This is a genomic window from Nocardia sp. NBC_01499, from assembly GCF_045040275.1.
Classification (GTDB): Bacteria; Actinomycetota; Actinomycetes; order Mycobacteriales; family Mycobacteriaceae; genus Nocardia.
The window spans coordinates 7,774,917-7,790,855 of sequence record NZ_CP109426.1 but is presented as its reverse complement, the minus strand read 5'-3'; the positions used below and the strand labels follow the sequence as shown (position 1 = coordinate 7,790,855).

General features: G+C 63.2%; 14 protein-coding genes. 8 read left to right on the top strand and 6 right to left on the bottom strand.

Features of this window, described 5'->3' with window-relative positions:
• Positions 1 to 152 precede the first annotated feature (152 nt).
• The 3 genes from OG203_RS35660 (at position 153) to OG203_RS35650 (ending at position 2,906) form a co-directional block, all read left to right on the top strand.
• The gene (locus OG203_RS35660) at positions 153 to 1,766 is read left to right on the top strand and encodes a hypothetical protein (RefSeq protein WP_405161603.1); all 1,614 of its coding nucleotides are present in this window, start codon (positions 153 to 155) and stop codon (positions 1,764 to 1,766) included.
• 110 nt (positions 1,767 to 1,876) lie between these two features.
• Entirely contained in the window at positions 1,877 to 2,242 is a 366-nt protein-coding gene (locus OG203_RS35655) for a hypothetical protein (protein WP_405161602.1), read from the top strand.
• 205 nt (positions 2,243 to 2,447) lie between these two features.
• Complete coding sequence (locus tag OG203_RS35650; protein WP_405161601.1) at positions 2,448 to 2,906, top strand: hypothetical protein; 459 nt, start codon at positions 2,448 to 2,450, stop codon at positions 2,904 to 2,906.
• 43 nt (positions 2,907 to 2,949) lie between these two features.
• Here the strand turns inward: OG203_RS35650 and OG203_RS35645 are convergent, their stop codons facing one another.
• Complete coding sequence (locus OG203_RS35645) at positions 2,950 to 3,756, bottom strand: SAM-dependent methyltransferase (protein WP_405161600.1); 807 nt, start codon at positions 3,754 to 3,756, stop codon at positions 2,950 to 2,952.
• Between the two features lie 119 nt (positions 3,757 to 3,875).
• Between OG203_RS35645 and OG203_RS35640 the strand changes: the two genes are divergently transcribed.
• The 3 genes from OG203_RS35640 (at position 3,876) to OG203_RS35630 (ending at position 9,624) form a co-directional block, all read left to right on the top strand.
• A complete protein-coding gene (locus OG203_RS35640) occupies positions 3,876 to 6,005 on the top strand; it encodes a putative bifunctional diguanylate cyclase/phosphodiesterase (RefSeq protein ID WP_405161599.1) in 2,130 nt (709 codons plus the stop codon).
• 666 nt (positions 6,006 to 6,671) lie between these two features.
• Positions 6,672 to 9,032: a hypothetical protein gene (locus OG203_RS35635; protein WP_405161598.1), complete on the top strand. Its 2,361-nt coding sequence runs from the start codon at positions 6,672 to 6,674 to the stop codon at positions 9,030 to 9,032.
• 88 nt (positions 9,033 to 9,120) lie between these two features.
• The gene (locus OG203_RS35630) at positions 9,121 to 9,624 is read left to right on the top strand and encodes a DUF6301 family protein (protein ID WP_405161597.1); all 504 of its coding nucleotides are present in this window, start codon (positions 9,121 to 9,123) and stop codon (positions 9,622 to 9,624) included.
• Positions 9,625 to 9,684: 60 nt separating this feature from the next.
• Here OG203_RS35630 and OG203_RS35625 read toward each other — a convergent pair whose 3' ends face one another.
• The 3 genes from OG203_RS35625 to OG203_RS35615 all read right to left on the bottom strand — a co-directional run bounded on the left by OG203_RS35625 (position 9,685) and on the right by OG203_RS35615 (position 12,300).
• Complete coding sequence (locus OG203_RS35625; protein WP_405161596.1) at positions 9,685 to 10,686, bottom strand: DUF1295 domain-containing protein; 1,002 nt, start codon at positions 10,684 to 10,686, stop codon at positions 9,685 to 9,687.
• Between the two features lie 12 nt (positions 10,687 to 10,698).
• Positions 10,699 to 12,063, bottom strand: a complete 1,365-nt coding sequence (locus OG203_RS35620; protein WP_405161595.1) for an oxygenase MpaB family protein — start codon at positions 12,061 to 12,063, stop codon at positions 10,699 to 10,701.
• 87 nt (positions 12,064 to 12,150) lie between these two features.
• Positions 12,151 to 12,300, bottom strand: coding sequence for a hypothetical protein (locus OG203_RS35615; RefSeq protein WP_405161594.1), 150 nt, complete (start codon positions 12,298 to 12,300; stop codon positions 12,151 to 12,153).
• Positions 12,301 to 12,416: 116 nt separating this feature from the next.
• Between OG203_RS35615 and OG203_RS35610 the strand changes: the two genes are divergently transcribed.
• Together OG203_RS35610 and OG203_RS35605 are read left to right on the top strand one after the other, a co-directional pair.
• Positions 12,417 to 13,079, top strand: coding sequence for a TetR/AcrR family transcriptional regulator (locus OG203_RS35610; protein WP_405161593.1), 663 nt, complete (start codon positions 12,417 to 12,419; stop codon positions 13,077 to 13,079).
• A gap of 118 nt (positions 13,080 to 13,197) precedes the next feature.
• The gene (locus tag OG203_RS35605) at positions 13,198 to 13,461 is read left to right on the top strand and encodes a GlsB/YeaQ/YmgE family stress response membrane protein (RefSeq protein ID WP_405161592.1); all 264 of its coding nucleotides are present in this window, start codon (positions 13,198 to 13,200) and stop codon (positions 13,459 to 13,461) included.
• Here the strand turns inward: OG203_RS35605 and OG203_RS35600 are convergent.
• Positions 13,434 to 14,888: a purine-cytosine permease family protein gene (locus tag OG203_RS35600; RefSeq protein WP_405161591.1), complete on the bottom strand. Its 1,455-nt coding sequence runs from the start codon at positions 14,886 to 14,888 to the stop codon at positions 13,434 to 13,436. The two genes, OG203_RS35605 and OG203_RS35600, sit on opposite strands and share 28 nt — an antisense overlap.
• A 173-nt stretch (positions 14,889 to 15,061) precedes the next feature.
• Entirely contained in the window at positions 15,062 to 15,769 is a 708-nt protein-coding gene (locus OG203_RS35595) for a respiratory nitrate reductase subunit gamma (RefSeq protein ID WP_405161590.1), read from the bottom strand.
• Positions 15,770 to 15,939: the final 170 nt, after the last annotated feature.

Genomic DNA, 15,939 nt, shown 5'->3' with positions numbered 1-15,939 from the left:
CGCCCGGGGAGAATAATCGATACTCCGGCAACGGGCGCGCCGATCCGACTGTTGCTTGATTGTTACTATTGCAGAAATTCGAAAGATCAAATGCCAGTGTCTTCCGCAGATCATCTCAGACCGAGGCGCCTGTCCAATTGTGAGGTCGCCGAATGATCACCCTATATTCTGAAATCGGCTTGTTTCGCCGAGGCGAGCCGAGCCCGATCAGCTGGCGAGCGCGGGCGCGTTGGTTCCGACGGTTCGTCGGAAAACTACACAACAAGGCCGAGGATATCGTCGCGCATCCCAGGGACCACGCACGTGGGATCAGCAACTGTCTCACCGCGGTCGGATTGCCGCTCCTTGCGGTGCTGGTGATCGCATCCGGTTTCCACAAGTTTCTATGGGATAACGTGAGTGCAAGGTGCTTCATTATCCTGATCTTGGTATCTATCGCCGTCGCGTGGTTAATTTTGCGGATCAAACTCACCGATCCAGCCGATGAGACTATTCAGACGTTTATTTCGTCGCAGGGAAATAAAAACGAAGGCGAGAAGCGACAACTGCTGGATACGTTGATAGCCGAAGCATCGACGTTCAGCGCACACTACGGCACTGCCGTCATCGCATTGCTAGCGGACATGCTGGCCGAGCCGAACACATATGTACACCGGTCGAGCGAGAGCGTGGAGGTCGGCCGACGGGTCACCAAGCGATCCGTTCAGTTGTATTTGTTCGTCGCCAGGCATCACCTACCGAGCATCGGTCCGAACTATTCGGTGGCCGCCGCCTCCGCCCCCAGCGTTCGGCGACGGCCTGCGTTCAGAGGCCTGATCCACAGCGAGGCCGACCAGAAGATTCTCATTCCGCTTGCGCAGCAGGAGAAGGGGCGGATGTACGAGCGGATGTCGATCCGATCCCAGACCGACGACAACGTGGTCGCGTTGTCCTACGGCGGCGGGGCCATGGCGGCCTACGTTGCGGTTTTGATGCACCTCTACTCAACGGTATTCGATTTGAAGGAGACATATAAAGAGTGGGACGATGACCGGCAACGTGAATTCATCAAGATGGTCGGCTGGATCGCCACATCCGCGACAGGTCTCAGCGCGGTCGGCGGCCGGTTCGCGAAAGCAGCAGGCTCGACAAAGGCCAGGGCGGCCAAACGGCCCCATAAATCATGTGCCGCAGCGGCATATATCGAGCAACTCGAAGAGATCCTCAATACCTCACCAGGCGAGGACAACTCTCCCGCTGACCGGAGTCAACGAAGTAAGCTGCTGCGAATCGCGAAGATCGGCATAACACACTATGTGATCATCGTGCAGTGCGTCCCGGCCGAGTACATGAACTTCAGCTATGCATACAGCCAGCCGACCGCGAACCTCTTCTGCCCGCCACGAAAAGACGAGGGAACTCGCTTCACGCGCAAGGTTCAGGCCTGGACCAAGATATCCAATGGATTCCTCAGATTGTCGATGGCCAGTGCTCGCCATGCCAAGAGCTATCACATGGATATCAGCGTGCAGGAGGCTGGATCATATATCCAGCAAGCGCATTTCCAGGTGGAAAAGGAAGGTGACGCCGCGTTGACAGAGGAAGAGCGACGGTCGGTGCTCGTCAATCCATACCACCCACTCTCCGTGAACAACCCATACCTTCGCAAGCCGACGAACTCACGGGCGAGCGCCCATGTATACGGACGTCACCTCGGCAGGCTGTTTCGCGACGCCGATGGGAACGCGGTCACAGAAATAGAAGACATCCCGACAGGCGAATCATGAACGATCAAGACGACGCGGACGAAGCGGCCGCGACTAATGGGCTCCGTCCGATCGAGTTCTGCGTACGCATTCGCATACGAGAGCGTCCGGCTGGCACCGAACTATTCGCCATGATCGCTTCGGTATCACTGCTACTCGTCACCTATGTGCTGATGAGAATACTGTCGGAGCATATCCACACCGACGTTGCCGTTGCGATCATTGCCCTACCGGCAACCCTCGCGGCCATGGCCGTATTCTTTGTCGACGCAGTCGGACGCAGCCTGTTCGTCTCACCTGCCGGTATGTGGCTCACGTTCGGCACCGCCATCATGGCAGCCGCCAACATTTTCGCCTTCGCCATTCAGGCAACAACCGAGAGCTATTCGGCTGGCTTGTGGTACCCGTCGTTCGCGATCACCGCCGTCCTGGCCACAGCTTCGGTCGGCACGTTCACGATCCGATGGATTCACTACAACTCGAGCAAGACGATCTGATCTCCATGACGATCAGGCCCCTTAACCGACCATCTGATAACCAAAAAGCCGAGGTAGACTTGTTACCGATCAGTAGCATGGTAGGAAGTCTTCAAGGTGATGTGGATCACATCGGAGCTCGGCAGACCCTCCAGCGAACATCCAACAGGCTCGCCGCACCGAATCACAGAAGCAGATATAGGCGCAGGCGACAAGGAGTACGGCAATGAGCAAGCGCGACCCGTGGACCACGCCCGGTGCGATCTATATCCCCAGCGACTACGCCCCGGTTCCCCCGGTACCGGTGGGAACCAAACTCGGCAATGTCCAAGAGATGGCAGACGAGATGGAGACCTTCCATCAGGCGCTGGTTGAGCTGACCAAAGACCCCGTGAAGTTGCGCGAGGCCGTGAGTGCGCTGACCGCCCAATGGAAACCGGACAAGTTCGACAACGAGATCATCGATCAATTGAAGGCGCGGGCGGTTACCCATCCAAGGCGAACAAAGCCGCGCGGGGAGACGCGGCCAGGCGGATCGGCTGCCCGCAAGCAAGCACGTCGGCGCCGAACTGCCCGCACCAGCGAAACCTCACGCTTCCATTCGATCATCACCGCGTGGATAGATCATCTTCGACGCTATCTCCCCGTCGGCTTCGATCGAAAGTCGATCCCTGAACCTTCCTAGAATTCATTCCCGGCGAGGCGATTCCGACCAACATCGACCACACTCAACCCTTACGAGCGACCCCACCGTAAGCACCGGAGCGCTCAGGATTGTCACCCACATCGGCTGGATTGTCGGGCCGCCACAGCGGCAGCGGCACCAGCCCGGGTTCGAGCAACGTCCACCCCTGGAAGAACTCCGCGATCTCCGGCTTGGCACGCAACACGATCTCGGTAGACGTACGGCCGGAAAGCTTTTGCGCCTCCAGGACTTCCTCGGGTTGCCCGTCGGCCGTCGCATGGGTGATCGCGAGGTAACTGCCGGGGGCGATCGCGTCCCGCAGCCGGGCGACACACCCGACCGGATCGGCGTCATCGGCCACGAAATGCAGCACGCCGAGCATCAGCACGGCCACCGGCTTGTCGAAGTCGAGCAGCTGTGCCACCCGCGGGTCGGACAGAATGGTGTCGGGGTTGCCGATGTCGGCTTGGACGACGGTGGCGGCGGGATTTCCGTCGAGGATGGCGCGGCTGTGCGCGACCGCGACCGGGTCGATATCGACGTAAACCACACGCGCCGCAGGGTTTACCGCCTGGGCGACCTCGTGCACATTGCCGACGGTCGGGATGCCGGAGCCGATATCGAGGAACTGATAGATGCCCTGGTCGACCAGGAAACGCACGCATCGACGCAGCAAATCGCGGTTGGCGCGCATGGTCTCCCCGACGCCAGGGGTGAACTCCTCGATCTGGCGCGCCAACATCCGATCGATCTCGAAGTTGTGCATGCCGCCAACGAAATAGTCGTACACGCGGGAGGCGCTCGGCCGATCCAGATCGATACCCTCGGGTGCCCAACTCGGTCTGGTCATCGAACGCCAACCCTTCTCGAATCATCGCATGCCAGCGACGAAAGCATCGCCATCGTAGCGGGGTTCGCGAGCGGCCGCAGTTGGGCGGATACCCGCAAATCGGACTACCATCAGAGCTTATGGCGTGGGATGCCGGGAGCGGTTCAGATCCTGGCGGGCCGCACGCGGAACTGGCCGGGCAATGGGCGGCCGCACTCGGTGGCGGGCCGCGCAACCATGTGGTGCCCATGAGCCGTGCCGAAACCCGCAGTTTGCTGACCGATCTGGCCAGGGAATTCGTCGACGCAGCCGCCAGCGCGGACCCCGCCGATCGAGTCGCCGCGCTCGGTGGCGAGCTTGCCCGATCGCATTTCGTCGGCGACGAGGTGCTCGGCCGCAGCCTCGCCGTACTCAACGCCTATCTCGTCGGACCCGGCGCGATCCACGCCGAGCGCGCGACGGAGTTGCTGTCCGCCTTCGCCACCGGGTATCTGCGCGCCTTCCGCGCCTGGTTGCTTGCCGAGCAGGAGAGCGTCCGTGCCGCCGACATCGCCGCCCGTCGCGTGGTCGAGCAGCAACTTCGGGCCAGCGAGGCGCGGTTGCGCGCGGTGTTCTCCCAGGCCGGGATCGGCACCGGGCTTTCGGATATGACCGGCCGAATCATCGAGGTGAACAACGCATTCGCGGCCATGCTCGGCTATCGGCCCGAGGAGATGTGCTCGCTGTCGGTCACCGATCTGACCCACCCCGACGACGGTCCCGACATGTGGCAGAAGTACGCCGGGGTGCTCGCGGGCAAATACGACAACGTGCAGTTGGAGAAGGCCTACCGGCACCGCGACGGCGGCACGGTGTGGACCCACATCAATGTCTCGCTCATCCGCGACGAGCATGGCCGGCCGCAGTACACGCTGGTGCTGGTCGAGGACGTCTCCGAGCGCCGCGCCCTGCGCGAACGGTTGCAGTACCGCGCGCATCACGACCAGCTGACCGGACTGCCGAACCGATCCCGCTTCTTCGACGCCCTCGGCGCCGCCTTCGCCGACTGCGTGCGGGTCGGGCTCTGCTACATCGATCTCGACCACTTCAAAACCGTCAACGACACCTTCGGGCACGCGGTCGGTGACGAACTGCTCGCGCAGGTCGCCGCCCGGCTCAACGCCTGCGTCTCGCGGACCGACCAGCTGGTCGCGCGCATGGGTGGCGACGAATTCGTCGTGCTCATCCCGCATTCCACCGGTGTCGAGGAAATGGCCGACGTGGCACGGACGGTGTTGCACGCGTTGGCGCAACCCTTCTACGTCCACGAGCACCAGCTGACCGTCACGGCGAGCATCGGCGTGATGGAGGAACGCGCCGACCGCCTGTCCACGGGCGAGTTCCTGCAGGCCGCCGACACCAGCATGTACTGGGCCAAGGCGGCGGGCCGCGGCCGGTACGCGATCTTCGACGCCGACCGCGGCCGCCACGAACACACCAGCGCCGAACTGTCGGCGGCCATGCCGTCCGCGCTGCGGCACGGCGAGTTCTACCTCGACTATCAGCCGATCGTCTCCCTCGCGAACGGGCAGACGGTGGCGGTGGAAGCGTTGGTGCGCTGGCGGCATCCGGATCTCGGCATCCTCAGCCCGGCCCGGTTCGTCGATATCGCCGAGGACAACGGTCACATCGGCGCGCTTGGCGCCGTGGTACTGGAGACCGCCTGCCGGGCAAGCCGCGAGTGGCACGACCGCTATCCGCACACTCCGACCGTCAGCGTCAACGTCTCGGCCGCCGAAGTGGCCGATCCGGCCTGGCTCGAGCACGTCCAACACGTCATCGCGGACACCGGCATGGACGCGAGCCTGCTGCAACTGGAGCTGACCGAGCGGGCGTTCATGCAAACCACCGGCCGGCCGCTGCGCGCGCTGCACACCCTCGCCGACGCCGGTGTGCGAATCGCCATCGACGATTTCGGCACCGGCTACTCCAATCTCGCCTACCTCGGCCAACTTCCGTTGCACGTGGTCAAACTCGCGGGCCCCTTCATCCAGCGCATCCGCACCCCGGACACCGCGAGCCCGACCGACCTGCTCCTGCTGGAAACGATCATCGACCTCACCCACGCCCTCGGCTTCACCGTCACCGCCGAGTGCGTCGAGACCCGCCACCAAGCCGACCAACTCCGCGACCTCGGCTGCGACACCGCCCAGGGCTGGCACTTCCACTACCCGATGCCCGCCGACCAGGTAACAACACTGCTCGGCATGTCCGATCTTCGCTTGAGTTGAGCGTTCCGGAAACTCCTGGCGGAAGTAGCCATTTACCTGGCCTGTTGAACTCAGTTGCCCGTTTTGTCACAACGGCGCTGCTACGCTGCGTGCGGCGCGCCCTCTGAAATACCCCGTTGCGTCGATGACGCGGGCGAAAAGGTAACGGCGTGCAGTGCCAGAGACTGAGTCATATTGCCTCCGCTGCAATGAATTCCGCTGAGCGCAGACCCTCGCGTGTTCATCGACTTCTGAGCAGATCGCAGAGGCCGATCGTGTTCACCTCCAGCGTCGGAGTCGCCCACGGCTGGGCAACGTTCTCCCACCGCGACCCAGCCGAAGTCTGACCGGCCAGAACGAACTGCGACCGCACGCCCCTCGACAGTCGGAGCTCTCGACACGTCCGGCACCTGTGACCAGGCGAGCGCCGGCAAGTCCCGCACCGCGACACCAGCAGCTCGAGCTCGCTCGAGCTTTGGGCGATGGCACCTGATCTGCTCGGCCTCAACGGTTTTGCGTCGAATCCGACGTACTTGCTGATCGCGCGGTGATGAGAACGCTCGCTGCCACACCCCGAGTGCCGCCCCGCAACCGATTTTCGGTTGCGGGGCGGCACTCGTCATATCTGCCCACAGCTTTTCCCGCACAACGGGACCGGCTCGATCGACGAATGTCGAGGTTCTCGCAATGGATTCCACCGCTGAATACAACAAGCCCAGCCAACTGCAGCTTCTAGGGCTGGATCCAGCAACAATGGCCGACCCGAAGAACAGCCCACTGCCGGTCAATGATGACAAGGTCGCCCAAGATCCGCTCTGGTCGATGATCGCCAAACCGAAATCCGAGACTCCGCAACCGAAACCAGAATCACCAACGAACTCTCCCGTCGGTCTCTACAGCACACCGCCACCACGACCAGCGCCCAACAACCGACCCGAAGCAAGCTCGACTACCGGCGTCGAAGGCCATCAGCAACAACAACCTGTACCAGCGCAAGAAAACCCGCTCGCGGACACACCGACCTATAACCCATCGACTCCCGGACTGCTGCCCGTCACACCGCCAGGTCAGACCTATCAGGGGTACAACCCCTCGGACAACTCGCGCGTGCAAATCGAGGTGCCGCAACAGCCCGCTCCGCCCGCGAGTACTCCCTACCCCGCGTCGAAGGTCCGTCTCCCCGACGAGGGAGACGGACCCCGGTGGGCAGTCTTGAACAGCGCAGGTGAGTATCTGTTCACCATCGACGACACCGGTAAGAAAATCAGCACCGGTGGCGGGAACACCACCCCCGGACTCAGCTCGACCGGACCCGCGGCGTCCGCAGGACTAGCGGTCGGGACCGGAACCGTATTGGAAGCGGAATCGGCCGCCGCAGCGGCCACCCGCGCGACCACCAGTGCCGCCGCTCGTGCGGCACTGCTCGCCGCCACGGAAGAAGCCGCAATCCTCGGCGCGCCCGCCGGCCCGCTGGGCTCAGCGCTGACCGCGGGTATCACGCTCATCGTGGCCGGTGGGCTGATCTATTGGGACTACAACCACAACAATCCGTTCAACGGCGACAGCGATACCGAAACCGAGGAACGCATCGATCCCGACTCGATCCCGGAAATCGTGCGGCCGAAACCGACGCCCACGCCAGAGAAGACCAACGTGCCGCCTGCGGACAACGGTGGCATATACGTCGACCCAGGCACCCAACCTGGGCTGGAAAGACCCGTCGACACCACACCGACGACACCCAATTCCCCACCGCTTACGCGACCCACCCGACCAAGTCCGGCCGACGACCCCGACACGAGCCATCAGCAGATTCTCTTCCCCAGCGCAGATCCCACGCAAACAAAAGGGGTCCCTGTCGAAGGAACATATTGGGAAGGCAACCGCCTGAAGTATGCCCCGGGAAACCCTGCGGGCAAACCGCCAAACACCTACGCCAAGAATCCGAACAGACCAACCGAACTCAATCTCGAAGCCGGCCTTTACAAGCTCTTGGAATCGGGTATCGACGATGTCGACGACGAGCACCGGCCAAAGATCATGGCAGCCATGGCCGTTCTTCAGGGCACCTTGTTGTACCGGGACATATACCTCGGAGCCATCGGAGTCGTCGGCGGATCCAGTGCTGACATCGGCAAACTCACCAGCCCTAATAAGAAGACTAAGGAAGAGGAACTAAGGAGACTGGGTGATCTCGGCGTCCCGCAGAACCTGCTGAATAACGCAATCGCGGCTTGGTGGGGTGCGAAGGCGCCGGTAGATCGGGCCAAGGAACTGCTCGGCGAAGCCGGGGCGATCGCGATGCTCGAAATGGACGGGTGGACAGTGAACCCCCGACCCAAGGGCAATAACACCCACGACATCGTCGCCGCCAAGAACGGTGAAGTCATGGTGATCGAAGCCAAAGGCGGCGACCCCCGTCCGCCACGCCCGGGGGAGGCGACCGTCTCGGCCGGCCCTGGCCTTGACACCGACATCCTTGCCCAGCAGATGACCGACCCGTATCTGTGGCACAAGCTGAAACAGGATGCTGACAACGATCCAGACTTCATGCAGTGGCTCGTCGATCAGGGTGTGTGGACCGCCATCAAGGCCGAGGACCCTTCCAAGGTTGGTTATCGCCTGATCAAGGTCGACACCAACGGGAACATCATCATCTATGGCGCCGAGCAGACCCCGACCCGCGAAGGTATCCCCGCCGAGACCGTCATCGGTCAAACCACCGGCAACGGGCCCGGTCCCACCCTGCGGGGAATCGCTCAACCACTACCGCAGACAACTCTTGCTGTGTCGACGGGGACTTTCCTGGACGGATTGCTACCTTCGCCCGGTAGTTGGCTCCGTGATCTGGTCCAGACAGGTTTGCACGATGTCAGCGCGCTCGCACGACTCGCTGTCCCGGTCCCTGTGGTGCCCGCTCTGCAACCCGGATTGTGGTCGGCACGCAAATCAGCGAACGAATCCCTGACAGTCAACGTCGTGCAGGAAACACCGCCCGGGCATTACATGCCGGACGCAGAAGGTCTTCACTGCATGACTTACCTGTGAGCCCAGGGCTTCCCCACGGTGTGGGAGGCTACGACCGCCTGCGGCCGCAGCCGACCACCGACATCGACTATGAGAAAGAGCCTTTCTAATGCGAGCAGACATCGAACGCGCTGCCCAGGCGGTGCGCGTGGCCACCGAGTTCGACTGGACGTGGACCGTAAAGGATTTGCAGCCGTTCTGCGGCCGGGTCGGTTGGCAGGTAAGCGGTCTCGATGAACAGTTCCCAGCCGTGACGACCAATCTCGAGGTCAACCGCCCTGACGCGGTGGTGTTCATGCCGGAGGCACCGACTACCGAACTGTCGCGCCAGACCAATCAGATTTCGTTTCGTGCCAGTGATGTGGTACTCGACCGGGACAACTTAGGTCCCGAGCTGGACGAGGTTTTCGATGCGCTGGTGCAGCGGATGTTCGAACTACACGGGCAGCGGCCGACGGATTGGTGGATCGAACCTACCCGCGGATTGCGCTGGGATTTTCGAGCTCTCGTAGTGACGGCCACCATCTCAGCCACATCGGTCTACGTTGACCTGGTCAGTCCTGCGTACCAGCGATGGCACGACGAACTCGAGCAGAACGCGGATGACGAGTAGCGCACCATGTACTCGCCGAGGCAGCCCGGATCGTCGATCAACAGGATTCACCCTGTCTGCTTAGCGTGACTCCTCCCGGATGCTCCTCAACCCCCTGTCCGGCTCGTCGGAGGGCGCGGGTGGCGGCTGCGGCTCGGCGAGACGACGACGGGGTGGGCCGGGGAAGAAGCGGTTGGTGGTGCGCTGGTAGTCGGCGTAGTCGGGGCGGGATTGCAGGCTGTAGTGCTCGGCGGGGACGGCGCCGGTGTAGTAGACCAGGGTGTAGTAGAAGGCCGCGGAGATGGTGAGCAGGCCGATCAGCGTGAGTATCCACAGCGCGGGCGGGGTGTCGGGGCGGCGGCTGAGCAGGGTCGGTAGGACCAGCACGATCAGTGCGTTCCACTGCATCCACTGGCCGAAGTAGTTGGGGTGGCGGCTATATCGCCACAACCCGGCATCGCAGCTGAGCCGGGTGCCCTCCCGTCGGCTGCGCTCGCTGAAGCGTGCCTTCTGCCAATCCGCCAGGGACTCAACACCATAGAACACGGCCCACAGCACGAGTGCCACGATCTCGACGACGCCGAACGACCGCGAACCCGCGACGGCGAGCGCGGCCGGGATGGCCAGAATGCTCATGTTGGCCGCGCCCTGCAGCATGATCTCGACCTGGATCGACAAACGCTCGCTGCGCAGGCCCGCGCGCTCCCAATGCAGTCGCTGATAGCGATACCGCGGCACGTCCTCGGTCAGCGCCCCGTTGGCCCCGGCGAGCGCGGCCCAGATACCCATCCGCAGACCCATGACCAGGTAGATCACCCCGACCGTCACGGTCAGCGTCGAATCGGCGCCGCCGAACGCGAGGGTCAGCACGCCCAGATCGACCAGGCCCCACGGCCAGGCCAGGTCGACGTAGCTCATGTGCCCGGTGCGATACGCGGGCACACAGGCCAACACCACGAACAGCGCGGCTTGGATCACCAGGTTCGTCACTGTGAATACGCGCAGGTCGGACTGAACCGCCAGCGTGACGAAAGCGCCTGCGGCAATGAGGTATTGCGCAATGCGAGCCTGGGTCACCGACATCTACATACTCCGCTATCCAAAGGCGAGCAGTGGTTCGCTGCCGTCGACGGCGGCATGCTCGGGCAACGACTTCGCGGCACGGGCCGCACGGATCTGTGCGTACTGCTCGGCGGGCCGGACCATCCCGTAGTGGACACGGGCTTCCTCGGGCGACCACACCACCGGGTTCTTCGGTGCCACCTCGCACAAGATCGGGTCAAGGACCGGCGAGCTGAGCGGACTACCCATCCGGACGATGAGTCGTTGTGCCTCAACGCTTTGCGCGACCAACCGGAACAAGATCTGCAACGCGACGGTGGCGAGCGCGTCGGTCACCGGCGACTGCTGCACGCCGCCCATCTTGCGCATCCATCGAGGCAGGCTCGCGATAGTCGCGCGACGGAACAGCCCCTGGGTGAGCTTGGCGACGGGCCACAACAGCACAGAGTCGGGCAGTGGCGCGGACGCGCTGTTGAGCAACTGCTCGACGTGCTGCTGCGTCGCCTCGGTAGCCGCGAGGATCGGGCGCATGCGCTCGTAGTACGCCCGCATCTGCGCACGGGAGCGCGGCACGTCGTCCAGGTTGATGGTCTGGAATTCCGCGGCGCGGGCGCATTCCGCCCAATACTGGTTTTCCTCTTCGGGGCTGAGCTTGCCCGGCCCGAACTTCTCGTAGGTGTAGAGCACGGAATGCCATGCGGTCAGGTGGATCCAGAGTTGCGCTTCGGGATCGTTTGCGTCGTAACGCAATCCGCTGATCGGCTCGGTACCGGTGATCTTCGAATGGATCTTCACGAGAATGTCCGACGCCTTCAGCACCGAATGACTGTCACCGAAGGTGACGGTAGCCATGTACTGCAGTGTCCGGTCATAGCGCAGCGAGGGACGCTTGCTGACCGCGCCGGTATCGTTCACCGAAGCAAGTAGGAACGGTTCATACATCTCCGTGACGACCGTCCGCTGGAACCCGATGGACAGCGCCGTCGGATACCGAAATACCTTCCAGGACACCGAGTCCGGACCGAAGAAACCGTAGTCCTCGTGTGGAACCACCGCGTCGTGGCTGCTCATGGTGTGCCTTTCTCTCTTACTGGTCCGGCTCGATGGCCGCGGATCCCGCACGCCCTCGACGGCCCGGAATATCGTGTCGGCCATGCGCCCGCCTTCACGCAGGGTGAGCGCCGCGATGAGGCCGTCGAGATCGCCGAAGCGCCGATACACGGTGGTCCGATTGACCCCGGCCCGCCGCGCGACGGCGTCGATCTTCAGTCGCGAGACTCCAACGGAGGCCGCCTCCACGAGGGAGGCATCGAGAATCCGTGCCACGGTCCGGTCGGCGTCCTCGCCCGCACCGCCGAAGACCCCGGCCGCGAGGAGGGTGGCAATGCGCTGCTTCATGCGACTGACGGTAACCTCTACAGTCAGCGGATGCAACGATTCAATACGCTTCTGTTGCAAATGTTGCTTTACATCAGATAACGCCGGTCAACGAAAGAGCGCGCACGACGAGCGCGGACGGCTCCCCGCCTGCCGAGACTCCGCGACCTCGCGACCGTGAAAGTCCTGGGTATCACCATCACGCAGGAGCAGATTGGCCAGCACGAACAACGCGACCAGCAGAACAACGACAGTCATGACATCACCTCGCGAAATAGGCCAAGCGCCCTGTTCTCACATTGAGACATGTGAGACATTGATCGCCCGTTTGTCTCGACAGTACTGTTGATCTGCCGGCGACGACAAGGAGTGCAGTGACACGAGTGACCAGGGACACGCTGCTGAACAAGCTGGCGAAACCCGATCCCGAGGTGCTCAAACTGCTCGACGAGGCCGACGAGGTGACCGAGCGGATCCTGGCCGCCGCCTTCGAGCAGATGGCTGTGGTCGGCTGGCGCCGGTCGACGGTCGAGGACGTCGCCAAACGGGCGGGGCTCGGCCGCGCGACGGTGTATCGGAAGTTTCCGAGCAAGTCCGCGCTCACCGAGGCCGTCCTGCTCGCCGAGCTGCGCCGATATCTCGCTGGCAGCACCGCGGCGACGAGCACGCAGTCGACGGTGGCCGACCGGATGGCCGAAAGTGCCGCCTACACAGTCGAATTCCTGCGCGAGCACCCACTGCTGCGGCGGCTGCTCGAAACGGAGCCGGACACCATCCTGCCCGCACTCACCGTCGGCGCCGGGCCCATCGTCGAGTTCTTCCGGGAGTTCTGCGTCTCCCTCTGGCAGCACGAGTTCTACGGTGACGCAACCATTTCGGCCGAGGACCTGCGGCACCTGCGCACCGTTGCCGAGCTGCACATCCGAATCACCCTGTCGCTCATCCTCACCCAGCAAACCGCCATCGGGCTCGACACCGCCGAGCAGGCCCGCGATTTCACCCGCCACTACCTGGCGCCGATGCTGGATGCGAAGTGAACTTCCGATAATGATGCGTACACGACACGCGATTACGGTCCATGGAACCCGGGTATCCCGCACACTGATCGCGGCGTCTCCCGTGCGTCACACCCAGTGAGTTTCAAGGAGCGAATCCATGGGCATCATCTCGATGATCATCATCGGCCTCATCGCCGGAGCGATCGCACGCCTACTCGTCCCTGGCAAGGAGAACTTCGGCTGGATCGGCACGATCGTGCTCGGCATCGTCGGCGGCTATGTCGGCGGCACGCTAGGCAGCTTGGTGTTCGCACCGCACAAGTTCACCCTCCAACCACCGGTCAACCACGCCTTCCTCGGTGCCATCGTCGGCGCGGTGATCCTGCTGATCATCTACAAATTCGTGCGCGCGCGAGTCTGAGAATCGGCGATTTCCACGGTGCCCGCCGGATAGCTCATCGCGTCCGGCGGGTTACTGGTGCGTCGAGCGAGCGGGTAGTAGATCGCGGCGGTGAACACGATGCCGACGATCCAGGAAACGTCTGCGCCGCCTAGCTTTTCGGTGATCGGGCCGGTGTAGAGCTGCTGCGCGAGGAACGGAATCTGCGCGAGCACGCCGAGCGCGTAGCAGGCCAGTGCGGTGATGTTCCAGCGTCCGTACCGGCCGTTCGGGTCGTACAGCGCCGGAATGTCGATGCGTTCGCGCGAGATCAGATAGTAGTCGATCAGGTTGATCGCGCTCCACGGGGTGAACACCATCAGCAGGGTGAGCACGAAATTCTTGAAGTTGCTGAGGAAGTCGGCGCTGGCCCCGATCGCGACGAGCATGGACACCGCGGTGAAGCCGACGATGTAGGCGGCCCGCGCGAACGGCGTGGTGCGTGACTGCCCGCTGAACGCGGTCACCGAGGTCAGGATCGACATGAACCCGCCATAGGCGTTGAGGCAGTTCACCGTCAGCTTGCCGACCACGATCACCAGATAGATCAGCAGCGCGAGCGCGGACGGGCCCGCGAGATCGCCGATGAAGCCGACTTGATTGCCGAGGAACGCTTTACCCGCCACCGCGGCCACCAACGCGCCGAATGTCATCGACCACTGCGAGCCGAGCACGCTGCCCGCGAAGGTCGCCAAGAAGGTGGTCCGGTCGCTGGTCGACCGAGGCAGGTAGCGCGAGTAGTCCGCGACGTAGGGCCCGAAGGTCAGCTGCCAGCCCGCGCCGAGCGAGATCGCCAGCACGAAGGTCACCATGTCGAATGACTTGATGCCGACAAAGTTGCCGACGTCGTACTCGACGAACAGCCGAATGCCGAGGTAGGTGAAGCCGATGACGCCGACCACCGTGGCGATTCGGCCGATCACATGGATCAGCCGGTAGCCGGTCACCGCGACCACCGCGGTGAGCGCGCCGAACACGAGAATGCCGACCGTCGCGTTGTCGATGTGCAGGATCTTGTTCACCGCCTGCCCCGCGAGCACCGTGCCCGTCGCGGCGAATCCGAGGTACATCACGACGACGAGCAGCAGCGGCAGCACCGCACCGAGAACGCCGAATTGTGCTCGGCTGGAAATCATCTGGGGCAGGCCGAGCCGGGGACCCTGCGCCGAGTGCAGTGCCATCACGATGCCGCCGAGGATATTGCCGATGAGCAGGCCGACGATCGCCCACAGCGCGTCGGCGCCGAACACCACCGCGAGCGCGCCGTCGACAACCGCCGTGATCTGCATGTTCGCCCCGAACCACAGGGTGAATTGGCTGAACGGGGTGCCGTGCCGTTCGGCGTCGGGGATCACCTCGATGGTGCGGCGCTCGATCGAACCGCCCGCGTCGAGTCGCTCATCCGCCATGGGCCCGCCTTCCGTCGTCCGAGAACAGCTGTGGAAGTGCGGGTAGTGCCCGGCGAGCTGTCACTGATCAGCAGTATGGCGCACACTGGTCGGTCTTGTACTTCTTTGCGGCGCGCTGAAACTCCCGGCCGGGGGCGTAGTCATACCAGCAGGTGTTGATCTACGGCGCGGCATCACATCCGGTGGGAGACGGTCAATGCTTGGGTGGGTCCGACCCGGGCGGTGGGCCGGACTCGCCGGGCCAGGCGGTAGACCGGTTCCGCGATGATGCTCGCGAGGCGGGTGTAGGGCCAGACCGCGATGAACAGCATCAGGACCAAGCCGCGTGCTTGGTAGATGAACGGGGCGTGCTCCATCGGTTCGGACTGTGGGTGCAGCGTGAACAGCGACCGGAACCAGGCGAACAGTGTTTCGGCGGTGCGATATCCGTTGTCGGAGGAGTTCGGGTCGAACTTGATGGCCACCCAGGTCAGCAGGCCTGCCACCAGGATCGGGAAGGTGATCCGGTCCAATGGGCTGACCGCGGGCTTGGCCGGGCTGCCGATCATGTCCGGCACGAACAGCAATACCGCGCCGATCGTCGCGAACGCGAGGGCGCATATCTCGACGACCGTGATGGTGACGTACCACGCGCCGTCTGGGTATGAGTGTGGCCCGGACGTGATCAAATCGGTAATCCGTGCGGCGACCACGCCGCCGAGCCCGATCCGAAACGCGGTCGCCCCGATCCGCTGCGCCCGATCCATTTCCGCGCCGGCGCCGTACCAACCGAACCGATCGTGCCGGTATCGCCACAGGTGACCGACGACAAATGACAGAAACGCGCTGTACGGCAGGATGATCCACAGCAGCGACATCATCTGTCGACCCGCCTTCTGCATCGAACTAGTAGAAATCGAAACTATCCTAGCTACGCATTACCTTCGCAGAGACAATATCGGTAATCAAGAGCCCAAAACCACGATAGTTGCGCACACTGCACGATCTTGATCGCCGCGCCGCCACCCGCCGCCGCCCGTAAACCCTTGTCGTTCATGGATTCGCACACCAG